Origin of the sequence: Proteus sp. PR00208, from assembly GCF_016238545.1 — a bacterium.
In the GTDB taxonomy this organism is placed as follows: domain Bacteria; phylum Pseudomonadota; class Gammaproteobacteria; order Enterobacterales; family Enterobacteriaceae; genus Proteus.
In genome coordinates this window covers 24190-50053 of sequence record NZ_JAEHQE010000002.1, presented here as the reverse complement: position 1 = coordinate 50053, position 25864 = coordinate 24190, and the positions used below count along the sequence as shown (strand labels likewise).

Sequence of the window (25864 nt, the reverse complement as noted above, 5' to 3'; positions counted from 1 at the left end):
TTTCTTCGGAAAGGGCTTTTTCCTTTGAGTGATTGAATGAAACTAGGATATAAACGGCTTATTGCTGTTATCATTATTTTTTTGCTAACAACGCCAATTTTAGTCTGGATCGCAGATAAAATTTGGCCTCTCCCTGATCCTGAACCTCAAATTGCGACGATTGTTACAGCGCAAGATGGTACTCCTCTTTGGCGCTTTGCCGATAAAGAAGGGGTATGGCGTTATCATGTCAAACTCGCTGATGTCTCTCCTGAATATTTAGAAGCTTTAATCACTTATGAAGATCGCTGGTTTTATCAGCATCCTGGTGTTAACCCGATGGCGATATTACGTGCGGCGTGGCAAGATCTAAGTTCAGGAAGAATTGTGTCAGGCGGAAGCACATTATCAATGCAAGTGGCTCGCCTTATTGATCCTCACTCCCGTACTTTAGGGGGAAAAATCAAACAGCTTTGGCGCACCTTGCAATTAGAGTGGTATTACTCAAAAGATGAAATTCTGGAAATTTACCTCAATAGAGCACCCTTTGGCGGTACGTTAGAGGGCATTGGTGCTGCAAGTTGGGCTTATTTAGGCAAATCACCCGCTGATTTATCTGCGGGAGAGGCGACATTAATGACTGTATTGCCACAAGCACCAAGTCGTTTACGACCAGATAGATATCCTGAACGTGCTCAAGCTGCCAGAGATAAAGTATTAGATAGATTGGCTGAGTATCAAATATGGCCACAAGAAAAAGTTGATGAAATCAAAGAAGAGCAGGTTTTATTAGCGCCAAGGCAAACACCGCAATTAGCACCACTGCTGGCTCGCCGTATGTATAACGAAAAGCGAGAGCCTGTTATTACCACCACGATTGATATCAATATTCAACGACAACTCGAAGATATTGCGAATCAATGGAAGTATCAATTAGCGGATAAAACATCCTTAGCCATCCTAGTTGTTGATCATACGGATATGAGTGTGAAAGGGTATGTTGGTTCTGCTGATTTTAATGACAATTCGCGCTTTGGTCATGTCGATATGATTAGCGCATGGCGTTCGCCAGGTTCAACATTAAAGCCATTTATTTATGCACTCGCATTAGATGAAGGGCTTATTCATGCAGAATCACTCTTACAAGATGTTCCTCGTCGATTTGATAATTATCGTCCTGGTAATTTTGACTCTGATTTTAATGGTGCGGTCAGTGCCAGTGAAGCACTAAGTCGTTCTTTGAATTTGCCAGCAGTACAACTTATCGAAGTGTATGGTGCAAAGAAATTTGCAGCGAAATTGCGTCATAACCATCTTGAAATGCGCTTTCCTTATGGTTCAGAGCCAAATTTAGCGCTGATCTTAGGAGGAACTGCAACACGAATGGATGAGCTCGTTTCCGCCTTCAGTGCATTAGCAAGGCAAGGAAAAACAGCACCGTTGCGTTTTAAGCCGGAACAAATAATAGAAAACCGAGTGTTGATGTCACAAGGTGCGGCATGGATTGTCAGACGCATATTAGCCGGAGAAGCCAGACCTCGCCCAGATAGTGCAATTTCACCCGTTGTTCCTTTAGCTTGGAAAACAGGGACAAGTTATGGCTATCGGGATGCGTGGTCTATCGGTGTGAATGCTCGCTACACCATTGGTGTTTGGGTGGGCAGACCTGATGGAACACCTGTTGCAGGGCAATTTGGCTTTGCAACGGCTGTCCCTATTATGAATCAGGTCAATAACTTATTAACTGGCTATTTCTATCAAAATAAACAAAGACCACCTACTGATTTACGTCCTAATAGTGTAACAGCAGCAACAATCTGTTGGCCGACAGGTAAGGCATTACCTAAAGAAGATAGTAACTGTCGAGTTAGTCGTCGAAGCTGGATCTTAGATAACACTATTCCGCCAACTTTATTGAATGATAGCCAAGAAGGTATTTTGGGGATCAACGAAAAAATTTGGTTAGATGATGAAGGTAAACGCACTGGGCCTAATTGTCCTAATGCAGAGTTAAAAGATATTGCTTTATGGCCGATAGCATTAGAAGCATGGTTGCCTGAAAAAGAGCGCAGAGCAAAACGACTGCCACCGATTTCTGAAACTTGCCCACCAATTAAAGAAGATATTATTCCCTTGTTTATCTCGGGTATTCGTGCGGGTGATTTATTAAGGCCATTACCTGGTGAAACTAATCTCGAAATAACAGTTTCTACGCAAGGAGGAAGTGGTATGCAATGGTGGTTTTTAAATGGTGAGCAAATAGGTAAAACAGAAAACGGAGAAACATTCTCTTATTTATTAGAGAAACGAGGTAAATATCAACTTTCTGTGCTTGATCTAAGTGGTCAAACGGATATGGTTAATTTTATATTTCGTTAAACTAATCAATGGAATAAATGAGAACTGAGAGATTTTTCACTAAAATAGGTTTTTTAATAAAGATAATTAGACTATTTATCGAGTGTCATTTCGGTTCTTTTTTATTTTTATTTTCAAGTTTGAACATGGAATACGTCAAAAATGTGATTAGATCGATAATTTATAACTTTTTTGCCACAGTTTCTTAAAAAAAAGGATATTCAATCTGTGCAATTTATTTTTATCCTCCTATAATCGAGCCCTATTTTTTGCAGGGAATGCGGTTTTTGATTCGTTTTTCCATGATCTGCGATAAAAGAAATAACAAAAGTTATCATTAATAAAATAATTTAGAGGTAAGACATGGCTATTCAGCGCACATTTTCTATTATCAAACCAAACGCAGTGAAAAAAAATGTTATCGGCGCTATCTATCACCGTTTTGAAAGTGCAGGTTTTAGCATCATTGGCGCTAAAATGTTGCATTTAACGCGCGAACAAGCTGAAGGCTTTTATGAAGAACACAAAGGCCGCCCTTTCTTTGACGGTCTAGTTGAATTTATGACTTCTGGTCCAATCATGGTTCAAGTGTTAGAAGGTGAAAATGCGATTCAACGTCACCGTGATCTGATGGGCGCAACTAACCCAGACAACGCATTAGCAGGTACATTACGTGCTGACTACGCTGATAGCTTTACTGAAAACGCGGTACACGGTTCAGATTCAGAAGCTTCTGCTGCTCGTGAAATCGCATACTTCTTCACTGAAAACGAAGTTTGCGCGCGCTAATTTATTAGCATCTCTACGCGAAAAACAGTACAATGCGACGCCCTGTTTGATAATTAACAGGGCGTTTTTTATTATTGTTTATTATACAAATATATAAGTATCCCATTAGCATCAATGCTAATGCAGGCCGCATAGTGTAACAACGAGGCAATGTCATGACCCAATCTACCACTCCAGCGCCAAGCGCTTCTGTCGCTGTTTCTAAAGAAAATACTGTGAATCAAAAAACTAAAATTAATCTGTTAGATTTAAATCGTAAACAGATGCGTGAGCTTTTTGTCTCTATGGGCGAAAAACCTTTCCGTGCTGACCAAATTATGAAGTGGATGTACCACTACTGTTATGACGATTTTGATCAAATGACAGATATCAACAAGGTGTTACGCAATAAATTAAAAGAAATTGCTGAAATTAAAGCACCTGAAGTTTCTGAAGAACAACGTTCAACAGATGGCACGATTAAGTGGGCAATTAAAGTTGGCGATCAACAAGTAGAAACTGTGTACATTCCAGAAGATGATCGCGCAACATTATGTGTTTCTTCACAAGTGGGTTGTGCTTTAGAGTGCAAGTTCTGTTCAACTGCACAGCAAGGTTTTAACCGTAACTTGAAAGTGTCTGAAATTATTGGGCAAGTTTGGCGTGCAGCTAAAATTATCGGCTCATTAAAAGAGACAGGCCGTCGTCCTATTACTAATGTCGTGATGATGGGAATGGGTGAGCCATTACTAAATTTAAATAATGTTATTCCAGCACTTGAAATCATGATGGATGATTTTGGTTTTGGTCTATCTAAACGTCGTGTCACTGTCTCTACATCAGGTGTTGTACCTGCATTAGATAAATTAGGTGATGCTGTGGACGTGGCTTTAGCTATTTCATTGCATGCACCAACTGATGAAATTCGTGATGAAATCGTTCCAATTAACAAGAAATACAATATTGAAATGTTTCTTGAAGGTGTTCGCCGTTATATTGCTAAATCAAACGCGAACCAAGGGCGAGTGACTATTGAATATGTCATGCTTGATCATATTAATGACAGCACAGACCAAGCACACCAATTAGCTGAGCTTTTAAAAGACACGCCGTGTAAAATTAACTTAATTCCATGGAACCCGTTCCCAGGTGCGCCATATGGACGTAGTTCTAATAGCCGTATTGACCGTTTCTCTAAAGTATTAATGGAATATGGCTTTACGACGATTGTACGTAAAACCCGTGGCGATGATATTGATGCGGCTTGTGGACAATTAGCAGGTGATGTTATTGACCGTACAAAACGTACACTGAAAAAACGCCAACAAGGTGAACTAATTTCAGTAAAAGCAGTCTGATACAGTTGGATATCTCTTTCTTTGTGAAGTGTATTACATAATTACAATGTAGAGAGAACAAGGATGAATATATTTGAGGAATAAAACGATGATAAGGATATCATCAGTAGTTATAACTATTGGCTTGATGCTATTGACACTTGGTTGTCAATCATCAGCCAATCAAGAACGTGTTGCAGTGTCTACACGTTTACAATTAGGTGATGCTTATTTAGCTGAAAGACAATATCAAATAGCGCAATATCATTTCCAAAAAGTGTTATCAGTGATGCCAAATCATCCTGATGCAAATTTAGGAATGGCATTAACATCGCAGTTATTAGGAAATTCTATTCAAGCGTTAGATTATTACAAATTAGCGATGAACTCGAAGCCAGTAAATGTTAATGTATTAAGGCTTTATGGTAATTTCCTTTGTGAACAAAAACTATTAAACAATAATAGTGTGTTAATTGAGGATATACCGCCAGATTATTTGGTCTGTCAGCAAAGTGATAATAAAATATCAAAAAATTCGCGGTGATATACGTTAAGGTACTTTGTGCTTTTGCGAGTTCATCAATGTTAAACATCCAATAGCCACAGTGCCTAGATTGCTAATGAATACTGAAAACAAAACCGAAGAAGTGAAATTAACAGCAGGTCAACTTTTACGTCAGGCACGAGAAAAAGTAGGGCTAACACAACAAACTGTTGCTGATCGACTTTGTTTGAAGTTATCAACAGTGCGCGACATTGAAACAGATTCTGTTTCTTCTGATATTGCACCCACATTTTTACGCGGATATATGCGTTCTTATGCCAAGCTCGTTGGTGTTCCTGAAAAAGACATCCTTGGTTTTATCGACCAACAAGCGCCTGTTAAACAAATTAGAATGACAACCACACAAAATTACTCATTAGGCAAACGTCATAAAAAACGTGAAGGTTGGCTGATGAAAATCACTTGGGTGATTTTGATTGTTATGATTGCATTAGTAGGTGTTTGGTGGTGGCAAGGTCATCAGGCGGATCAACAAGAATTAGTCTCTATGGCATCTCAAGACGTAGGGCAAAATAGTACACAAGAAAACACCAACACGATAGATTCTCCTTTAGCAACCTTAGATAATACGTCAACATCTGAAGGTGATAATTTACAAGTACCTGCGTCGCCATTAGTTGATAATCAGGCGAATAATGTCGCTACATCACCAACGGCTGAAACGACGTCACCAGCACCAACAGTACCAGTACCAACAGAAGTGAGAACGGTTCCATTACCAGTCTCACCACTAACAACATCAACAACTTCTCGAGCAAATTCAACGCAAGAATCTACTTCATCGGAAGCTCCTGCTATTGCGAATCAATTGGTTCTTATGTTTGATGGTGAATGTTGGTTAGAAGTTCGTAATGCTCAAAATAAAGTCTTATTTAATGGTATTAAGAAAGCGGGTGATCGTTTGGAATTTGATGGTGAGCAACCTTATAAACTAAAAATAGGCGCACCTTCTGTTACTCGCTTACAGTTTAATGGTGAATCTGTTGATTTAAGCCGTTTTACTGGAAAAATAGCGAAAATAACAGTACCGAGCGCTTAATCTGACTACACCTTTGAGCAAGCATGGAAGCATGGAAGCATGGGAGAATTAATCAATGCATAAAGAATCACCTATTATTCGTCGCAAATCGACACGAATTTATGTGGGCAATGTACCTGTTGGCGATGGCGCTCCTATCGCGGTACAGTCGATGACGAATACACGAACAACAGACGTAGAAGCGACTGTTCGCCAGATAAAATCTCTGGAACGTGTAGGGGTGGATATTGTTCGAGTTTCTGTACCCACAATGGATGCTGCGGAAGCATTCAAATTAATTAAGCAACAAGTTAATGTGCCTTTAGTCGCTGATATTCATTTTGACTACCGTATCGCATTAAAAGTCGCTGAATATGGTGTTGATTGTTTACGTATCAATCCAGGTAATATTGGTAGTGAAGAACGCATTCGCCAAGTTGTTGATTGCGCCCGTCACAACAATATTCCTATTCGTATTGGCGTAAACGGCGGTTCACTTGAGAAAGATATTCAAGAGAAATACGGAGAGCCAACACCTGAGGCGTTAGTTGAATCGGCGATGCGCCATGTGGATATCCTTGATAAGCTGAATTTTGAACAATTTAAAGTCAGTGTAAAAGCTTCTGATGTTTTCCTTGCTGTTGATTCTTACCGTTTGCTAGCAAAAAAAATAGATCAACCATTGCATCTTGGGATCACCGAAGCGGGTGGTGCAAGAGCGGGATCTGTTAAATCTGCGATTGGTCTTGGGATCTTATTATCAGAAGGTATCGGCGATACATTAAGGATCTCATTAGCTGCAGATCCGGTTGAAGAAGTTAAAGTCGGTTTTGATATTCTCAAATCCTTACGTATTCGTTCTCGCGGAATTAACTTTATTGCTTGCCCAACGTGTTCTCGTCAAGAATTTGATGTTATTGGAACAGTCAACGAATTAGAGCAACGTTTGGAAGATATCATCACACCTATGGATGTTTCTATTATTGGTTGTGTTGTTAATGGACCAGGCGAAGCTGAAGTTTCAACGTTAGGTGTAACTGGCGCTAAAACACGAAGTGGTTTTTATGAAGATGGTGTGAGACAAAAAGAGCGTCTTGATAACGTTAATATGATTGATTTATTAGAAGCGAAAATTCGAGCTAAAGCATCAATGCTTGATGATAGTATGCGTATAAATATAAATCAGCTGGACAAATAATACTCAAAAAACTGGCTCATTAATCAATGAGCCAGTTTTACTATTGATTTCACATTGAATACTGATTGATTTCGCTTCTATAATCAGCCTAACAATCAATTAATAACTATTAGAGAAGAAAAGTGGCACAAAAAATCCAAGCCATTCGTGGTATGAACGACTATCTACCTGCTGACACTCGTGTATGGCAGAAAATTGAAAATACGCTAAAACAAATTTTAGCGGGTTACGGCTTTAGTGAAATCAGAACACCTATCGTAGAGCATACCCCTCTATTTCAGCGAGCAATTGGTGAAGTGACCGATGTTGTTGAAAAAGAAATGTATACTTTTACCGATCGTGGCGAAGATGCTCAAAGTCTGACATTACGCCCAGAAAACACAGCAGGTTGTGTTCGTGCGGGTATCGAGCATGGTTTGCTTTATAACCAAGAACAACGTTTATGGTATTTAGGACCAATGTTCCGTTATGAGCGCCCTCAAAAAGGTCGTTATCGTCAATTCCACCAGTTAGGTGCAGAGGTCTTTGGTCTACAAGGCCCAGATATTGATGCGGAATTAATTATGCTAACTGCGCGTTGGTGGAAAGCGTTAGGTATTGCAGAACACGTAACATTAGAACTTAACTCTATTGGTTCATTAGAAGCGCGTGCTAAATATCGTGAAGCGTTAGTTGCTTTCTTAGAGCAGCACGTAGATAAGTTAGATGAAGACTGCAAACGTCGTATGTATTCTAACCCATTACGTGTTTTAGACTCAAAAAATCCAGAAATTCAGACTTTATTGAATGATGCGCCTGAACTTTTCGATTATCTTGATGACGAATCAAGAGCGCACTTTGATGGTCTTTGTGCTTTATTGGATGCTGTCGGTATTACATATCGTGTTAATCAGCGTTTAGTTCGTGGTTTAGACTATTATAACCGTACTGTTTTTGAGTGGGTAACTAGCGCATTAGGTTCACAGGGAACCGTGTGTGCGGGCGGCCGTTACGATGGCCTTGTGAAGCAACTTGGTGGACACCCAACACCAGCAGTTGGTTTTGCTATGGGGATGGAACGCATGATCTTATTAGTTCAAGCGGTTAACCCTGAATTTGTTGCAGATACTAATGTCGCTGATGTTTACCTTGCTTCATTTGGCGAAAAGAGTCAAAGCGCAGCATTAATGCTGGCTGAAGAAATTCGTGATCAATTACCAACATTACGTTTAATGACGAATCATGGTAATGGTAACTTTAAAAAGCAGTTAGGGCGTGCTGATAAACAAGGCGCTAAAATTGCTCTGATTTTAGGCGAAGATGAAATTAATGCCGGCACTGTTGCAGTGAAAGATTTGCGTTCAGGGGAACAAACAATCGTTGCTCGCAATGAGCTCGCTCAGCAATTGACTCTGTTATTAGGTTAAGGAGAGACTTGTGGAAGTTTATAGCACCGAAAACGAACAAGTTGATGCAATTAAACAGTTCTTTAAAAACTACGGCTTAACTATCGTTTTAGCCGCTGTTATTGGTTTTGGTGGTGTGTTTGGTTGGAAATATTGGCAATCACATCAAACAAATCGTCTGCAAGAAAGCGCAGGTGCTTTTGCAACAGTCAGCGAGGCACTTGCTAAGCCTACGCCTGAAAATATTGCATTAGCTGAAAAATTTGTTACTGAAACGAATGATATTTATGGCGCTTTAGCTTCATTAGAGCTAGCCCAAATCGCTATTGATGCTAATGATTTAGTCAGTGGTGAACGCCATCTAACGAATGCTGTGGCAAAAGTAAAAAATGACGCATTTGCAGATATGCTTAATCTTCGTTTAGCTCGTGTACAATTAGCATTAGATAAAACAGATGCTGCTTTAGTTTCGTTAGAGCAAGTGAAAGGCAAAGCATGGAATGGAATGAAAAATTATATCCGTGGCGATGTCTTAGCGAAAAAAGGCGATAACACGGGTGCTACAACCGCTTATCGTAGCGCATTAACTGATGAAAATGCGGGTGCTATTCGCTCACTGGTTGAACTTAAACTCAATAATTTATCCAATTAAAGGGATCTTCAGACATGCAACTGCGTAAAACTCTCCTGGTTGGTCTACTAGCATCTGCTTTGTTGGCAGGATGTTCTAGTGAACAGGATAATGTGACAATGTCTCCATTGCCTGAGGTGCAAAGCCAATTTACACCTAGAGCTGTTTGGGACAAATCAGTTGGAAATGGTATTGGTAAATACTATTCTCACTTGTCACCAACATGGGATGGCGCAGTTGTTTATGTCGCTGATCGCCATGGTTTAGTGAAAGCATTAGATGTAGAAACAGGTAAAGAGCTTTGGTCGCAAGATCTCTCTATTAAAACAGGTTTTCTTTCATCCAATGAGTCCGCATTACTTTCTGGTGGGCTAACAGTTTCAGGCACTCGCGTTTTTGTGGGAACTGAAAAAGCGAAAGTATACGCACTGAACACTGAAGATGGCTCCATTGATTGGGAAGCAGATGTTGCTGGTGAAGCCATTTCAAAACCTGTTGTTAGTGATGGTTTAGTACTTATTCATACCAGTAATGGTATGTTGCAAGGACTCGACTTGTTAAGTGGTGAGATTTCTTGGACTATTAACTTAGATACTCCATCATTATCTCTTCGTGGCGAGTCTGCACCTGCTGTTGCTTATGGCGCAGCTATTATTGGTGCAGATAATGGCCGTGTCAGTGCAGTTGTTCTTTCTCAAGGGCAGTTGATTTGGCAACAAAATATTTCACAAATTAAAGGCTCTACTGAAATTAGCCGATTAAATGATGTGGATATCACACCGATTATTGATGAAAATACTGTTTATGCAATGGCGTATAACGGTAATTTAGTTAGCCTTGATATGCGTTCTGGACAAATTCTTTGGAAACGTGAGTTAGGCTCAGTCAATGATATGGTGCTGTTGGGTGATAATCTTTACCTTGTTGACCAAAATGACAGAGTTTTATCTGTTCGTAAATCTGATGGTGTGACATTATGGACACAAGAAGATTTATTGCATCGCAATTTAACTGCTCCGGCTATTTTTGATGGTTATTTAGTGGTTGGTGATGCAGAAGGTTATCTCCATTGGATTGATACCAATACAGGTAAATTTATTGCACAAAACCAAGTGAACAGTTCAGGCTTATTAAGTCGCCCTCAAGCGGTACAAGATAAACTGATGATCCAAGCTCGCGACGGTAAGCTTTATCTTTATAGTCGGTAATTAATTGCTGACAAATCTATTTATTTTACGGCTCCTTTAAAGGAGCCGTTTCGTCTTTTTAGTAATTACATGTAAAATACAATCAGGTTTGTGATTGTATTTTTATGAGGCATCAAAAAATGATACCCGTTATTGCCTTAGTAGGGCGCCCTAACGTGGGTAAATCCACGTTATTTAATCGACTAACACGCACAAGAGACGCATTAGTTGCCGATTTTCCAGGCCTCACCCGTGACCGTAAATATGGTCGAGCAGAGTTAGAAGGCGAAGAATTTATTATTATTGATACCGGTGGTATTGATGGTGCTGAAGAGGGTGTTGAAACCCATATGGCATCACAATCGCTACAGGCTATTCAAGAAGCCGATATCGTACTGTTTTTAGTTGATGCTCGTGCGGGCTTGATGCCAGCAGACCAAGGTATTGCAAAACACCTTCGTGGTGTTGAGAAAAAAACGTATTTAGTTGCGAATAAAACTGACGGTATCGATATTGATACTGCATTAGCTGATTTTTACTCTTTAGGATTAGGCGAAATCTTCCCAATTGCTGCATCTCATGGTCGTGGTGTTGCTCAATTGATTGAACAAGCACTCTTACCAATTACGGGTAAAGTGGTGGAAGAAGAGCTAGAGCTGACTGAAGAAGAAGAAAATGCGGCTTATTGGGCTGCATTAGAAGCAGAACAAGAAGCACAAGCGTTAGAAGAGGAAGAAGACGACTTTGACCCTTCTACATTACCGGTAAAATTAGCGATTGTTGGTCGTCCTAATGTCGGTAAATCAACATTGACAAACCGTATGCTTGGTGAAGATCGTGTGGTTGTTTACGATATGCCAGGTACAACCCGTGACAGTATCTATATTCCAATGGAACGTGATGAAAAAGAATATATCATCATCGATACAGCGGGTGTTCGTAAACGTGGTAAAGTGAAAGAAACAGTAGAAAAATTCTCTGTTATCAAAACATTACAAGCCATTGAAGACTCTAACGTTGCATTGCTGGTTATTGATGCCCGTGAAGGTATTTCAGATCAGGATCTTTCATTATTAGGTTATATCTTGAATGCAGGTCGTTCATTAGTCATTGCTGTTAATAAATGGGATGGCATGACACAAGACGATCGCGAACAAGTAAAAGCCATGCTTGATCTTAAACTAGGCTTTGTTGACTTTGCGCGTGTTCACTTTATTTCTGCATTACATGGTAGTGGCGTGGGTAATCTTTTTGAATCAATTCAAGAAGCCTATGTCTGTGCAACGCGTCGCGTAGGAACTTCTATGCTAACTCGCATCATGAAGATGGCAGAAGATGATCATCAGCCACCAATTGTTCGTGGACGTCGTGTAAAAATGAAATATGCACACGCCGGTGGGTATAACCCACCTGTTGTAGTTATTCATGGTAATCAGGTCACTGATTTACCAGATAGCTATAAGCGCTATTTGATGAACTATTTCCGCCGTACTCTGCAAGTGATGGGTACGCCAATCCGTATTCAATTTAAAGAGGGTGAAAACCCTTATGCGGATAAGAAAAATAAATTAACACAATCTCAGTTGCGTAAACGTAAGCGTTTAATGTCACATTTGAAGAAATCGAAATAAGTTAATTTAACGTCAAAAAATAAAAACTGAGTTCAATTTATAATGAACTCAGTTTTTTTATACCTGGAATTTATTGATTAGCTAACATTTTTTCTATCATGAGTTGAGCAACAATGGCTTGCTCTCCACTTGTCGATGGCTCTGTATTATTCGTAACACATTCAATAAAGTGTTCCACCGCCCCAATAAAACCTCGTTGTAATAAAATGGGGTCCCAATTTTCTGGATGTTTTTCAGTGAGCCTACTTCTGCTTTCACTGCGCCATAAATTCATATTTGTAATTTGATGGATTGCATCTTCATCAACGGCAATAATCTGCTCTTGCTGGCTTCCTGCTTTTCTGTGCATTGATGTTGTTATCCAGCAATCGTTGATTTTTAAATGGTGTTCAGCATAAAAAAGTACATTTTCTTTTGTTTGGATAATACTACCACTTAATAATTTAGCGTTTGAACCTGCTAACCAAAGCGCTGTATCAACAACATGTAAATAGTCATCAAACAAGGTAAAACGAGTCTCTTTAGGGCCGACACTATCACATCGATGTTTATCAATTCTTAAAGAAGAAAGGTGGGTAATATTTTGTTTCAACTGATGATAAAAGGGGGCAAAGCGGCGATTAAAACCCACCATGAGTTTTTTATTTTTCTTGGCAGCAAGCTCAATAAGTGCCTCAGATTGGTGAATATGTTCTGTTAAGGGTTTATCAACATAAACATGTACACCTGCGTTTAATAAATAGTCTATAACTTCGAAATGACTTGAAGTTGTACTATGTACAAATATCGCATCACACTGTTGAGCTAAAGCACTTAAGCTAGTGAATAAAGGGATACGATAAGTGGCACAAATTATATTCCCTTTTTCCTGATTAGGTGAAAATGCGCCTATAAATTCCCACTTAGAAGCTTTACTTAAAATAGGTAGATAAACTTTTTGTGCAATTGATCCTAAACCGACCATACCAATACGTAATTTTCTCATTATTTACCTTCCTTATTTCTTAGATCGCATGATTAGTTTAAGACAAGAAAAATGATAAATTTTTCAATTTTATATTTTTTCAACATACTTGCATGATGGGAGTTTTGATATATTTTAGTGAGATAAATTATGAAAAATAGATATCACTGTCTTAAATGAGGTGTCACAGCTTATTTAACATTTAATTTGTCGTTTTTTATGCTCAATAATTATTCAATGAGATTAAGCTTCATAAAAAATTAATTATTTCTTTCGGAAAATAGCTAAAATGCAATTGATTCCCATTCGTCTTAATGAGCTATTACTTTGAAAAAAACGATCATCATTGCATCAATTTTTACGCTTTCTGCATGTGCAACACCTGAAAAATGGGAAGCAAAAACTACAAATCCATCACCGTTAGATATTGCTAAGAATATGTGTATGCAAGAAGCTAAAGCGCGATATCCCGCGAGATATGTGGCTTCAAGCCAGCCTTCTTTTGCTCCTATGAGTATAAATGGTAAAGATATTCCTAATTCAGGCGCAGGAGCATCTCTTCCTTCCGATGCTAATGAATGGGAACGTAAAGACTATTTCAATACCTGTATGAGAGCAGAAGGGTGGGAAAACAAAAATAAAGTGACAGGTTTACTGGCTTTTTTGTTTAATTGATTTTAGGAAATATTTGTTATTAAACTTCTCGTTTGATTCTAGTAAAGCCACATTTTTAATGTGGCTTTGCTCTCAATGAATGAAGTATTTTATACCCACTCTTTTTGGATCAAAAAGTCACTGTATAACTTTGCTTCTGGGGTATTCGGTTCGGGCGAGTAATTGTACTGAAAACGGACTAAGGGAGGCATCGACATTAAAATGGACTCTGTTCTTCCGCCGCTTTGCAAGCCAAATAATGTACCTCTATCCCACACTAAATTGAATTCAACATAGCGGCCACGGCGATAGAGTTGGAACTGGCGTTCACGCTCTCCCCAAGGCATTGATTTACGCTTTTCAACAATAGGTAAATAGGCATCAAGATAACCAAGCCCAACCTGTTGGACAAATTCGAAACAATGGTCAAAATCTGGAGTATTTAAATCATCAAAGAAAAGGCCACCTACACCACGAGGTTCATTGCGGTGTTTAATATAAAAATAATCATCACACCATTTTTTATAACGAGGGTAATAATCTTCACTAAAAGGAGTACAAACCGATTTAGCTACTTTATGCCAATGAATAACATCTTCTTCAAACCCATAATAAGGTGTTAAGTCAAAGCCACCACCAAACCACCAAACAGGATCTTCTCCCTCTTTTTCAGCAATAAAAAAACGCACGTTAGCATGAGAAGTTGGAATATAAGGATTAAGAGGATGAATTACTAATGAAACACCCATTGCTTGAAAACGACGTCCTGCTAATTCAGGGCGATGTGCAGTGGCAGATTTCGGTAATGTGTCGCCATAAACATGCGAGAAATTGACGCCAGCTTGTTCAAAAAGAGCGCCATTGGTTAAAACGCGAGTACGACCACCGCCTCCTTCTTTTCTTTCCCAGTTATCTTGCTGAAAAGTGGCTTTTTGGTCTATGTTTTCAAGAGAGCGACAAATCGTATCTTGTAGTGATAAGAAAAATTCTTTAACGCGATGAATATCAGGCAAATTCATAATAACCTACAATTTTTATCATATTTATTAAAAATAGAACTCCATATTGTCTATGTTCTCATTTTCAAGTTGATTCATAAACTAAACAAGCGATAATAAATTCAGATTTATGTGACCGATAATGGGCAAAACCATGGAAATACGTGTATTTCGCCAAGATGATTTTGAGGCAATTATTACACTTTGGGAGCGTTGCGATTTGATATCGCCTGATAACGATCCTGAAATTGATATTGAAAGAAAAATAAACCACTCACCAGATTTGTTTCTGATCGCCGAAGTCGCGGGTGAACTCGTGGGTAGTGTGATGGGGGGCTATGATGGTCATCGTGGTTCTTTATACTATTTGGGCGTTCATCCAGATTTTCGAGGAAGAGGCATTGCGAATGCATTGATCTCTCGGTTAGAGAAAAAGCTGATCGCGAAAGGGTGTCCTCAAATTACATTAGTTGTACCAGAAGAAAATGATGCAACAATTTGTATGTTTGAGAAGTTATTGTATGAAGATCAAAACCAAGAAAGCACAACTTATACTAAACGATTAATTGTTGATCAGGATTTTGATCTTTAATTGTGTTTAAAACCCCTGATATCTTTAGGGGTTATTTCTCTTCCCTTTCTATTCTTCCCTTTATGCTCATCTCTTTTTTCTTTGTTTCTATTCTTACATTTGTACTTCTTATTTTATGCGTAAAATCTGATATTGCCTTTTCTGTGGAACAAAATGTTATGTTGATGGTCGTAACTAGGCTTTCTTTTCATGTGGTTATCTAAGATCAAATCAGTAAATATTTTGTTATGCTGACTTATTGCGACAGTTTTAGTCTGATGATTGAGACGATACAAAGAGTAAGATAAGGTGTACTTAATAACCTCAATATCTATTTTAATGTGTGACGAAAAAGTTTAACGGAGAAATAAATGATGCCTAAGTTTTGGTTACCCTTGTGTTTAAGCACAAGTGTTTTGCTATTAAGTGGCTGTTCATCCATGGGAGGAATGTCTTTTTCTGCACTAAATCCGATGAATTGGTTTTCAAATGATACGTTAACAATTTCTGCCAATGGATTAGGAAATATTACCAGCTCAACCAAAATAGCAGAAAGTGAAATAAAAAATGAGCTAGGGAGTAGCTTCAATTATCGTGAAGGCATGGAGATGCAAGGTAGCGATATTATTGTTGTAGTCCAAGCGCTTGAAGATAATAAAGTTCAAGTGGCTTTCTATGGCAAAGAAAAAGGCACTGTTGAGAAAATAGAAGTCTTTGATGCCAAGGCTACGACAGATTGGGGTACAACGATGGGTACACCATTTAAAGATATCTATAAAAAAGCATTTGGTGTGTGCAGCAAAGGTTCTAAAGATGAAAAACAGAGAACTATTTTATGTCAATCCACAGAAGCTAAATCGGTGAGTTATGTCTTTAGTGGTCAATGGGATGGTCCTGATGGATTAATGCCACCTGATGAAGTTCTATCTAACTGGACGTTAACGCAAATTATTTGGCAGAACAAATAGCCTTCACGCTATTCCTTATGCTATTCCTTATAAAACAAGGAAGATTTTATAATCAGACTGTCCGATTTTTGTTAAAAGGCAAATCTTCAGAAAAAAATATTCGATATAATTAACATCATTCTAGGTGTTTTGATTATTGATTAGGAAAGCAATATGTCTCATGCACAAAGTGGCATTTTAGTCGCACATAGTAAATTTGGTCTTTTTATCGAAGCAATGGTTGTCGGTGAATTAGAGGCTCTGCGTGAAGGATGTCAGAAATTCATGCAATCATTATCTGATTTACAAAAGCAATTTCCTGATGCATCACTAGGCGCAGTTGTTGCATTTGGTTCTGATCTCTGGAAAAAACTTTCCGATGAAAATAGCGCACCAGAGCTCAAACCTTTTCGCCCTCTAGGTAAAGGTTTAGCGCCTGCAACACAGCGCGATCTTCTTATTCATATCCAATCTATGCGTCATGATGTGAATTTCTCACTAGCACAAGCCGCAATTGCTGCTTTTGGTGATGCAATCAAAGTTGAAGAAGAAATTCATGGTTTCCGTTGGATAGAAGAGCGCGATTTAAGTGGTTTCATTGATGGCACAGAAAATCCACAGGATGATGAACGTTATGGTGTTGCACTAATTAATGACGGCATTGATGCTGGCGGTAGTTATGTTTTAGTGCAACGTTATGAGCATAACCTGAAAAAATGGGCTCGTTTTAGTGAATCAGACCAAGAAAAAATGATCGGTCGCACTAAAAAAGATAGTGTTGAACTTGATGAATCTGAGCGTAATGTGACATCTCACGTTTCTCGTGTTGTGATTGAAGAAGATGGTGAAGAGCTAGCGATTTTACGCCACAGCCTGCCTTACGGTACTGCAAGCGGTAAACATGGTTTATATTTCTTAGCTTACTGTGGTCGTTTATATAACATCGAGCAGCAACTATTGAGCATGTTTGGTGAATTAGACGGCAAACATGATGACCTATTACGTATGAGTAAACCTGTAACGGGAAGTTATTACTTCGCACCTTCTTATGAAGTATTAAAATCACTGTGATTATTATCTAGTGTTAAATACGCTTTATTAATGAAATGCCTGCTTTAAAAGCGGGCATTTTTGTCTGAATTTTTTTCATATAAAGAGTAATTGATGCAAATTTAATTAATTAGCCTGAGTTTTATTCATTTTTAATATCTTATAGTTATATCAAATAACAAAAGCTAACTACACTGTTATAAATAAAGTCGATAGAGTAACCATTAGAATAAAACTTACAATGATGGGTACTTTTAATGAAGAAAAACATGATCAGAACCTTTGCATTACAAGCAACCGCAGCATTGTCTTTGGTGGTTAGTAGTTATGCAGGGGCGGCTCAATTACTTAATAGCTCTTATGATATCGCCAGAGAGTTATTCACACAGCTAAACAGCGACTTTAAAACGCAATGGGATGCACAACATCCTGACGATAAAGTCACCATCAAACAATCACATGCAGGCTCTTCTAAGCAAGCACTTGCAATATTGCAAGGTTTACCTGCGGATGTAGTGACCTATAACCAAGTTACTGATGTGCAAATTTTGCATGATAAAGGCAAATTAATTCCTGCTGATTGGCAACAACGTCTTCCTAATAATAGTTCACCTTATTATTCCACCATGGCGTATTTAGTACGCAAAGGAAATCCCAAGAACATTACTTCATGGGAAGATTTAACCCGTGAAGATGTCAAAGTGGTTTTCCCTAATCCTAAAACATCGGGTAATGGTCGCTATACCTATTTAGCCGCGTGGGGCGCTTTTGAAAAAGCTTATGGTAACGATGAGAAAACACAAGAAGCGATGAAGAAATTCCTCAAGAATGTTGAGGTGTTTGATACAGGAGGCCGTGGTGCAACGACTTCTTTTATTGAACGTGGACTCGGAGATGTATTAATAAGCTTTGAATCTGAAGTTAATAATATTCGTCAACAATATGGTGAAGATGAATATCAAGTCATTGTGCCACCTGTTGATATTTTAGCTGAATTTCCAGTCGCTTGGATTGATAAAAATGTTCAACGTAACGACACCGAAGCACTGGCAAAAGCTTATCTAAACTATTTATACAGCCCGAGAGCACAAGAGATCATCACGCAATTTAATTATCGCGTAAATGATAAAGCGGTCATGGCTGAAAAAATAGCACAGTTCCCAGAAACGTCACTATTTACGGTTGAAGAAGTATTTGGTGACTGGAATAACGTGATGAAAACACATTTCACGACAGATGGCATGCTTGACAAGTTATTAGCGCAAGGACGTCAATAATGTTTACCACAACCAGCAAACGGGTTTTACCGGGATTTGGATTAAGTTTAGGTGGAACACTGTTTTATACCTGCTTGATCTTACTGTTACCAATGAGTGCGCTGGTTGTGCAACTTTCTGATATGAGTTGGGCTCAATATTGGGCAGTAATCACGCATCCACAAATTGTGGCCGCTTATAAAGTCACGCTATTAGCGGCGGCAGTTGCCAGCATTTTTAATGCTATTTTCGGTATGTTGCTTGCGTGGATCATTACTCGTTACCGTTTTCCAGGTAGACAACTGCTTGATGGTTTAATGGATTTGCCTTTCGCTTTACCTACGGCTGTTGCTGGTTTGACACTCGCAACGCTTTTTTCAACACAAGGCTGGTACGGTTTTGTATTGGATAAATTTGATATAAAAGTCATTAATACATGGATTGGCATTGCCGTTGCTATGGCTTTTACCAGTTTACCTTTTGTTGTAAGAACGGTTCAGCCAGTTCTTGAAGAGTTAGGCCCTGAGTATGAAGAAGCGGCTGAGACGCTAGGAGCGAGTCGTTGGCAGACTTTTCGTAAGGTTGTATTACCTGAGTTATCACCGGCACTAATAGCGGGAACCGCGCTCTCTTTTACGCGCAGTTTAGGTGAGTTTGGCGCCGTTATTTTTATTGCTGGCAATATTGCATGGCAAACAGAAGTCGTTTCTTTGATGATTTTTATTCGATTGCAAGAATTTGATTATCCTGCGGCAAGTGCCGTTGCTTCTGTAATTTTACTTGTTTCATTAGTCTTACTGTTTTCAATTAATGGATTACAAAGCCGATTTGGTCAACGGTTAAGGGGGCATTGATGTCAGATATTATGCAACAACGCTCGGTATATCGTCGCCAAATTGATTGGGTAAAGTGGGGGTTAATCTTTACTGGCGTTGTGTTATCCATTTTATTTTTAGTTGTGCCTATTGCGTGGATCTTTATGACCGCGTTTTCAAAAGGCGTTGAAATATTTACTGAGAATTTATTAGACAGCGATATGTTACATGCTGTCTGGTTAACGGTTCTCATCGCGCTAATCACTGTACCTGTCAATATGTTGTTCGGTGTCAGTATGGCATGGCTTGTCACGCGCTTTCGTTTTCCGGGGCGTCAACTGTTAATGACGTTGATAGATATTCCATTTGCAGTATCTCCAGTGGTTGCTGGATTACTTTATCTGCTTTTTTACGGTAGTAATGGCTGGGCTGGGCAGTGGTTATCGCAATTTGATATCCAGCTTATGTTCTCATGGCCGGGAATGGTATTAGTTACGGTGTTTGTCACTTGCCCTTTTGTAGTCAGAGAACTGGTGCCAGTGATGATGAGCCAAGGTAGCCAAGAAGATGAAGCCGCCGTGTTATTAGGAGCGAGTGGTTGGAAGATGTTTTGGCGAGTGACGTTGCCTAATATTCGCTGGGCATTGCTCTATGGTGTTGTATTAACGAATGCTAGAGCAATTGGTGAATTTGGTGCGGTTTCTGTGGTGTCTGGTGCTATTCGTGGCGAAACCTATTCACTACCGTTACAAGTGGAATTACTTCATCAAGATTACAATACCGTTGGTGCATTTACGGCGGCTGCATTACTCGCCATGATGGCAATATTCACTTTAATGTTTAAAAGTGCATTGCAATGGCACTTAGCTCGTCAGCAATGACATCATTATTTACACAAAAGTAGAGGCAAAATATGAGTATTGAAATTAATAGTGTCACAAAATATTTTGATCGCACTGAAGTGTTGCATGATGTCAGTCTTGATGTGGCTTCAGGTGAAATGGTGGCGCTGTTAGGGCCTTCAGGCTCGGGGAAAACGACACTTTTACGTATTATTGCAGGTCTTGAACATCAAACCCAAGGAAGTATTCGTTTCGAAGGGCAGGATGTTAGCCGATTACATGCGAGAGATCGCAAAGTCGGTTTTGTTTTTCAGCATTATGCATTGTTTCGTCATATGACCGTATTTGAGAATATCGCTTTTGGTTTAACCGTATTGCCCCGTCGTGAGCGCCCTAGCAAAGACGCAATTCATAAAAAAGTTGAGCAGTTATTAGAGATGATCCAATTGCCTCATTTAGCTCAACGTTATCCTGCACAATTGTCAGGCGGACAGAAACAGCGTGTAGCCTTAGCAAGAGCATTGGCCGTTGAACCTCAAATTTTGTTATTAGATGAGCCTTTTGGTGCTTTAGATGCCAAGGTGAGAACCGAATTACGCCGTTGGTTACGTGAATTGCATGAAGAGCTTAAATTTACCAGTGTCTTCGTCACTCATGATCAACAAGAAGCGATGGAAGTAGCTGATCGCATTGTGATTATGGGAAATGGCAAAATAGAGCAAGTAGGAACACCACAAGAAGTGTGGCAATCACCAAAAAGTCGCTTTGTTTTAGAATTTTTAGGTGATGTGAACCACCTAAAAGGTGAAATTAATGGCGCTCAATTACAGATCGGGGGATATCACTTGCCATTATCTGTGACACCGCTTTATCAAGGTTCGGTAGATGTGTTCTTACGTCCGTGGGAAATTGCATTAAGTGCACATGCCAATAGTGTTTGCAGATTACCCGTTAAGGTTATTGAGGTATCACCCAAAGGGCATTATTGGCAGTTAATTTTACAGCCATTAGGATGGAGTGAAACACCTATTACTGCAATTTGGAATGATATTTCTTCGGCGCCAGCAACAGGAAATACCTATTATATGGGAGGTGCTCAAGCCCGTTTATATACGGGAGATACTCCCTTAAATACAGTATCGTTAGCTTATACCGCTTAATTTTATTAATAGCATAGCCTTTTATTATTTCTCACCCATGCTTATTTTTAGCGTGGGTGTTTTGGTTTTTACGAAAGTGTAGAGACTTATCGAATTAACGTTAATGTTATTGCGTTAATAAGTTAAATGTGATTTCTTCATTAATACAGACAAACAAATGAGCAGGGACTTATTGTGGCAGGGTTAGAACAATTTATTGGTAATACACCATTAGTAAAACTACAACGACTTACACAAGAGGTAGACGCTGAAATCTGGGTTAAGCTTGAAGGTAATAATCCCGCAGGTTCAGTAAAAGACAGAGCTGCATTATCGATGATTGAACAAGCGGAATTACGCGGTGAAATAAAGCCGGGTGATACGTTGATTGAAGCAACCAGTGGTAATACGGGGATTGCCTTAGCGATGATTGCGGCGGTAAAAGGTTACCGTTTAAAGCTGCTAATGCCTGAGAATATGAGTAAAGAGCGTCAAGCATCAATGCAAGCTTATGGCGCAGAATTGATTTTAGTGAGTCGTGAAATCGGTATGGAAGGTGCGCGAGATCTCGCACAACAAATGGAACAACAGGGCGAAGGTAAGGTATTAGACCAATTTAATAACCCCGATAATCCAAGAGCACATTTTATGTCAACAGGCCCTGAAATTTGGCAACAAACACAAGGTCGTATTACGCATTTTGTTTCGAGTATGGGAACAACGGGTACAATCACAGGTGTGGGAAGTTACTTAAAAACACAATCTAATAGTGTGCAAGTGATAGGCCTTCAGCCTGAAGAAAAAAGCCAAATTCCAGGTATTCGTCGTTGGTCACCAGCGTACTTGCCGGGTATCTTTAAAAAAGAGCTGGTGGATAGTGTGATAGATATGTCTCAAATCGAAGCAGAAGAGACGATGCGCCAGTTAGCTAGCCAAGAGGGTATCTTCTGTGGCGTAAGTTCTGGAGGGGCTGTTGCTGGCGCTCTGCGCGTTGCAAAAGAGAATCCTGGTGCGGTGATTGTTGCGATTGTGTGTGATAGGGGTGATCGTTATTTATCTACGGGCGTTTTCTCGTCATAATTCAAGTTGTAGCGTTACTCGTCATAATTCAAGTTATAGCGTTGTTGACTGCGTTCACTCACCCTAGTCACATACTAATGTATGCTCCTAGGGACTTATTCACTTGTCGCCTAGCTACACCTTGAATTATTTAGAGCATTTTACGCGTCATATTTCAAGTTATAGCGTTGTTGACTGCGTTCATTCACCCTAGTCACATACTAATGTATGCTCCTAGGGACTTATTCACTTGTCGCCTAGCTACACCTTGAATTATTTAGAGCATTTTACGCGTCATACTTCAAGTTATAGCGTTGTTGACTGCGTTCACTCACCCTAGTCACATACTAATGTATGCTCCTAGGGACTTATTCACTTGTCGCCTAGCTACACCTTGAATTATTTAGAGTAAGAACATCGTCGAATGAGTTAGAGTAGTTTTTAGTTTTTAGTTTTTAGTTTTTAGTTTTTAGTTTTTAGTTTTTAGTTTTTAGTTTTTAGTTTGTGTTTTTTAAATATAAAAAACCGCCACATTATTGGTGGCGGTTTAAATAGAGAACATCACAGAAGATTATTTTTTAATCTGAATAATAACGGTTTCACCAACAGTAACTGGGCCTGTCATTTTGGTTAAACCTTGAATTTCATCCATATTAGAGATAACAACCGGAGTTAGAACTGATTTTGCTTTTTCTTCTAATACAGCTAAGTCAAATTCTAAAATCGTATCACCTACTTTTACTTGCTGACCTTCTTCAGCGATACGTTTAAACCCTTCACCTTTCAGTTCAACAGTGTCGATACCGAAGTGGACAAACAACTCGATACCGTTGTCAGACTCAATAGAGAAAGCATGGTTAGTCTCGAAAATTTTACCGATAGTACCATCGACTGGCGCAACAATTTTATTACCAGCAGGTTTGATAGCAATACCGTCACCTACGATTTTTTCAGCGAAAACAACATCAGGAACATCTTCGATATTGACGATTTCACCAGAAAGTGGTGCAACAATATCAATCGTGCCACTGCCTTTCTTTTCCTCTGAAACCAGTGATTTTAATTTATCAAACAGACCCATGAATCTTCTCCTAATTATTGTAGTTGGGACCGGGCTCTGGCTAATGCGATTAGCATAGTGTCTTTTCTTTAGTAAAAGTTTCTACTAAGTCCATCAATTCTTTTGCAGTTGGCTGAGCAAGTGCTTGCTCTGCTAGTGCTCTTGCATCATCGTAATTCGCATTACGGATCACTTTTTTGATGCGAGGAATTGAAATCGCACTCATACTAAACTCATCTAATCCCATGCCGAGAAGGAGCAATGTTGCTCGTTCATCTCCAGCAAGTTCACCACACATTCCAGTCCATTTACCTTCAGCATGTGATGCATCAATCACCTGTTTTATCAGGTTGAGTACTGCAGGTGACATTGGATTATATAGATGAGATATCAGCTCATTTCCACGGTCTACAGCCAGAGTATATTGTGTTAGATCGTTAGTCCCAATACTAAAAAAGTCAACTTCTTTTGCCATATGACGAGCCATCACTGCTGCGGCTGGGGTTTCTACCATCACACCGACTTCAATAGATTCATCAAAAGCTTTCTTTTCTTCACGAAGCTGGCTTTTCAGTATTTCAAGTTCTGCTTTCAATGCACGGATCTCTTCAACAGAGATAATCATTGGAAACATAATGCGTAGTTTACCAAAAGCAGATGCTCTTAAGATAGCACGTAATTGTGGATGAAGGATCTCTTTACGGTCAAGACAAATACGAATTGCACGCCAGCCTAAGAATGGGTTCTCTTCTTTTGGTAGGTTCATGTAAGGTAAGTCTTTATCGCCACCAATATCCATAGTACGAATAATGACCGCTGGGCTTCCTACAGCTTCAGCTACCGCTTTATAGGCTTGGAATTGCTCATCTTCTGTTGGTAAAGAGTCTCTATCCATAAATAAGAACTCTGTACGATACAGACCAACACCTTCAGCACCGTTACGTTCAGCACCAGCAACATCTCGAACTGTACCAATATTAGCGCAAACTTCGACTTGATGCCCATCAAGTGTAATAGCAGGTAAGTCTTTGAGTTTTGCTAATTCTTCTTTTTCGTGTAGATACTCTTCTTTAATAGCTTTTAATGCTTCGAGTTCCTCATCTGATGGATTAATAATGATTTTGTTATTAATCGCATCAAGAACAAGATAATCGTCTTTTTTAATTGTTTGTGTCGCATTAGATGTTCCCACGATAGCTGGAATTTCTAATGAACGAGCCATGATAGATGTGTGAGATGTTCTGCCACCTAAGTCAGTGATAAAACCTAATACGTTGTCTAAGCTTAATTGCGCAGTTTCAGAAGGGGTAAGGTCAGTTGCAACTAAAATAACTTTTTCTGAGATAGCACTTAAATCGATAATTGGCATCTCTAAGATATTGCGCATTAAGCGTTTTCCAATATCACGAACGTCAGCTGCACGTTCTTTTAGATATTCGTCATCTAACGCTTCTAATGCGGTTGCTTGATCTTCAATAACAGATTGAACCGCAGCTTCAGCGGTTTTTTTGTCACTTTTGATAAGAGTAACAATTTCTTGTTCTAACTCTTCATCTTCTAGCAACATGATATGGCCTTCAAAGATTTCGGCTTTATCCGCACCAAGGTTCTTTTCAGCACGCTCTTTAATAATTTCTAGTTGTTGTGCAGATTTGTTACGACCGTCTTTAAAGCGTTCGATTTGATTTTCAATTTCATCACTTTGGATCTTACGTTGGCTAATGATGATAGGTTCTTCTTTGAGGAGAAGGGTTTGACCAAATGCGATACCGGGTGACGCTAAAATTCCTGAAATCATAATTTATCCTACGACTTGCTGGTGATAATCTTAAAAGAATAGGATTGCAAAATACTGTTGTTTTAAAATCATCATTGAAATTAACTCCCCTGAATGGTTTCAGGGGAATAAATAGTGCGTTAATGCTTAATTGCGAATTACTCTAATTCCGCCATTAATTTTACCAATGCTTCAACAGCTTGTTTTTCATCTTCGCCTTCAGCAGAGATAGTTACAACAGTACCTTGGGTTAAGCCTAAAGTTTGTAATTTGAAAAGGCTCTTAGCGCTGGCAGATTTACCGCTAGAGATAAGCGTGATATCAGAAGAAAATGTTTTGGCTTCTTTTACAAATTGTGCCGCAGGACGAGTATGTAAGCCGTTTGGTGCTGTAATAGTAACTTCTTGCTGGTACATAGGATTTTTTCCTTTTATAACTCAATTGTTCACATTAAGTCAGGACTTAGTAAGTGTAGATGAATTTGTCCTGCTTTGCGTAGCAATATCAGATAATATTAAGCCGTAAAGCGTCATCTGATAAAAATAGTGTTCAGAAAGATAAAAGAGTTCGTTTTGTCATCTCGGTTATTTTCTGATTAATTTCGACCTTCGAAATAATTAATTGATTAAATACTAAACTCGAAGAAATAAATCACCTGTCTGGATAACAAACTTT

The 25864-nt window shown here is 39.1% G+C and carries 24 protein-coding genes; 19 read left to right on the top strand and 5 right to left on the bottom strand.

Features of this window, described 5'->3' with window-relative positions; genetic code table 11:
* Nucleotides 1-36: 36 nt before the first annotated feature.
* From pbpC to der, 10 genes are all read left to right on the top strand, one after another.
* Complete coding sequence (gene pbpC / locus JEP36_RS02545; protein ID WP_198629839.1) at nucleotides 37-2358, top strand: peptidoglycan glycosyltransferase PbpC; 2322 nt, start codon at nucleotides 37-39, stop codon at nucleotides 2356-2358.
* A 342-nt stretch (nucleotides 2359-2700) separates the two neighbouring features.
* The gene (gene ndk, locus JEP36_RS02540) at nucleotides 2701-3126 is read left to right on the top strand and encodes a nucleoside-diphosphate kinase (protein ID WP_023581630.1); all 426 of its coding nucleotides are present in this window, start codon (nucleotides 2701-2703) and stop codon (nucleotides 3124-3126) included.
* 155 nt (nucleotides 3127-3281) lie between these two features.
* Entirely contained in the window at nucleotides 3282-4463 is a 1182-nt protein-coding gene (locus tag JEP36_RS02535) for a bifunctional tRNA (adenosine(37)-C2)-methyltransferase TrmG/ribosomal RNA large subunit methyltransferase RlmN (protein WP_023581631.1), read from the top strand.
* Between the two features lie 88 nt (nucleotides 4464-4551).
* Complete coding sequence (locus JEP36_RS02530) at nucleotides 4552-4986, top strand: hypothetical protein (protein ID WP_198619733.1); 435 nt, start codon at nucleotides 4552-4554, stop codon at nucleotides 4984-4986.
* 76 nt (nucleotides 4987-5062) lie between these two features.
* Nucleotides 5063-6046, top strand: a complete 984-nt coding sequence (rodZ, locus tag JEP36_RS02525) for a cytoskeleton protein RodZ (RefSeq protein ID WP_198619734.1) — start codon at nucleotides 5063-5065, stop codon at nucleotides 6044-6046.
* A gap of 55 nt (nucleotides 6047-6101) precedes the next feature.
* A complete protein-coding gene (gene ispG, locus JEP36_RS02520; RefSeq protein ID WP_196534106.1) occupies nucleotides 6102-7223 on the top strand; it encodes a flavodoxin-dependent (E)-4-hydroxy-3-methylbut-2-enyl-diphosphate synthase in 1122 nt (373 codons plus the stop codon).
* Nucleotides 7224-7345: 122 nt separating this feature from the next.
* Nucleotides 7346-8629 carry a histidine--tRNA ligase gene (gene hisS / locus JEP36_RS02515; protein ID WP_036912557.1) on the top strand — a complete coding sequence of 428 codons (1284 nt, stop codon included), beginning with the start codon at nucleotides 7346-7348 and terminating at the stop codon, nucleotides 8627-8629.
* 10 nt (nucleotides 8630-8639) lie between these two features.
* Complete coding sequence (locus JEP36_RS02510) at nucleotides 8640-9260, top strand: YfgM family protein (protein WP_109370956.1); 621 nt, start codon at nucleotides 8640-8642, stop codon at nucleotides 9258-9260.
* A 14-nt stretch (nucleotides 9261-9274) separates the two neighbouring features.
* Nucleotides 9275-10447, top strand: a complete 1173-nt coding sequence (gene bamB / locus JEP36_RS02505) for an outer membrane protein assembly factor BamB (RefSeq protein WP_109370955.1) — start codon at nucleotides 9275-9277, stop codon at nucleotides 10445-10447.
* Between the two features lie 119 nt (nucleotides 10448-10566).
* Nucleotides 10567-12057 (top strand): ribosome biogenesis GTPase Der, encoded by a 1491-nt coding sequence (der, locus tag JEP36_RS02500; RefSeq protein WP_098942308.1) that lies wholly within the window; start codon nucleotides 10567-10569, stop codon nucleotides 12055-12057.
* Between the two features lie 70 nt (nucleotides 12058-12127).
* Here the strand turns inward: der and JEP36_RS02495 are convergent, their stop codons facing one another.
* Nucleotides 12128-13042 (bottom strand): Gfo/Idh/MocA family protein, encoded by a 915-nt coding sequence (locus tag JEP36_RS02495; RefSeq protein WP_198629838.1) that lies wholly within the window; start codon nucleotides 13040-13042, stop codon nucleotides 12128-12130.
* Between the two features lie 306 nt (nucleotides 13043-13348).
* Here JEP36_RS02495 and JEP36_RS02490 point away from each other — a divergent pair, with 306 nt between their 5' ends.
* On the top strand, nucleotides 13349-13696 hold the full coding sequence (locus JEP36_RS02490) for a hypothetical protein (protein ID WP_232797509.1): 348 nt from the start codon (nucleotides 13349-13351) through the stop codon (nucleotides 13694-13696).
* 89 nt (nucleotides 13697-13785) lie between these two features.
* Here JEP36_RS02490 and hemF read toward each other — a convergent pair whose 3' ends face one another.
* Nucleotides 13786-14694 (bottom strand): oxygen-dependent coproporphyrinogen oxidase, encoded by a 909-nt coding sequence (hemF, locus tag JEP36_RS02485; protein WP_198619736.1) that lies wholly within the window; start codon nucleotides 14692-14694, stop codon nucleotides 13786-13788.
* 133 nt (nucleotides 14695-14827) lie between these two features.
* Between hemF and JEP36_RS02480 the strand changes: the two genes are divergently transcribed.
* The 8 genes from JEP36_RS02480 (at nucleotide 14828) to cysM (ending at nucleotide 22373) form a co-directional block, all read left to right on the top strand.
* The gene (locus JEP36_RS02480; protein ID WP_109371471.1) at nucleotides 14828-15265 is read left to right on the top strand and encodes a GNAT family acetyltransferase; all 438 of its coding nucleotides are present in this window, start codon (nucleotides 14828-14830) and stop codon (nucleotides 15263-15265) included.
* A gap of 350 nt (nucleotides 15266-15615) precedes the next feature.
* Nucleotides 15616-16212: an RpoE-regulated lipoprotein gene (locus JEP36_RS02475; RefSeq protein WP_232797508.1), complete on the top strand. Its 597-nt coding sequence runs from the start codon at nucleotides 15616-15618 to the stop codon at nucleotides 16210-16212.
* Nucleotides 16213-16365: 153 nt separating this feature from the next.
* Nucleotides 16366-17262, top strand: a complete 897-nt coding sequence (locus JEP36_RS02470) for a Dyp-type peroxidase (protein ID WP_109370951.1) — start codon at nucleotides 16366-16368, stop codon at nucleotides 17260-17262.
* Nucleotides 17263-17498: 236 nt separating this feature from the next.
* Nucleotides 17499-18518, top strand: a complete 1020-nt coding sequence (cysP, locus tag JEP36_RS02465; RefSeq protein WP_198619737.1) for a thiosulfate ABC transporter substrate-binding protein CysP — start codon at nucleotides 17499-17501, stop codon at nucleotides 18516-18518.
* Nucleotides 18518-19351 carry a sulfate/thiosulfate ABC transporter permease CysT gene (cysT, locus tag JEP36_RS02460; protein ID WP_072068681.1) on the top strand — a complete coding sequence of 278 codons (834 nt, stop codon included), beginning with the start codon at nucleotides 18518-18520 and terminating at the stop codon, nucleotides 19349-19351. The genes cysP and cysT overlap by 1 nt, the downstream gene beginning before the upstream one ends.
* Complete coding sequence (gene cysW / locus JEP36_RS02455; protein WP_196534097.1) at nucleotides 19351-20193, top strand: sulfate/thiosulfate ABC transporter permease CysW; 843 nt, start codon at nucleotides 19351-19353, stop codon at nucleotides 20191-20193. Before cysT ends, cysW begins: the two co-directional genes overlap by 1 nt.
* A 32-nt stretch (nucleotides 20194-20225) precedes the next feature.
* Entirely contained in the window at nucleotides 20226-21314 is a 1089-nt protein-coding gene (cysA, locus tag JEP36_RS02450) for a sulfate/thiosulfate ABC transporter ATP-binding protein CysA (protein WP_198629837.1), read from the top strand.
* A 174-nt stretch (nucleotides 21315-21488) separates the two neighbouring features.
* The gene (gene cysM, locus JEP36_RS02445) at nucleotides 21489-22373 is read left to right on the top strand and encodes a cysteine synthase CysM (RefSeq protein WP_198625812.1); all 885 of its coding nucleotides are present in this window, start codon (nucleotides 21489-21491) and stop codon (nucleotides 22371-22373) included.
* Nucleotides 22374-22923: 550 nt separating this feature from the next.
* Here the strand turns inward: cysM and crr are convergent.
* The 3 genes from crr to ptsH all read right to left on the bottom strand — a co-directional run bounded on the left by crr (nucleotide 22924) and on the right by ptsH (nucleotide 25605).
* Nucleotides 22924-23433: a PTS glucose transporter subunit IIA gene (crr, locus tag JEP36_RS02440; RefSeq protein ID WP_036935451.1), complete on the bottom strand. Its 510-nt coding sequence runs from the start codon at nucleotides 23431-23433 to the stop codon at nucleotides 22924-22926.
* A gap of 49 nt (nucleotides 23434-23482) precedes the next feature.
* Nucleotides 23483-25210, bottom strand: a complete 1728-nt coding sequence (gene ptsI, locus JEP36_RS02435; protein WP_198619741.1) for a phosphoenolpyruvate-protein phosphotransferase PtsI — start codon at nucleotides 25208-25210, stop codon at nucleotides 23483-23485.
* A gap of 137 nt (nucleotides 25211-25347) precedes the next feature.
* Nucleotides 25348-25605 carry a phosphocarrier protein Hpr gene (ptsH, locus tag JEP36_RS02430; RefSeq protein WP_006533407.1) on the bottom strand — a complete coding sequence of 86 codons (258 nt, stop codon included), beginning with the start codon at nucleotides 25603-25605 and terminating at the stop codon, nucleotides 25348-25350.
* Nucleotides 25606-25864: the final 259 nt, after the last annotated feature.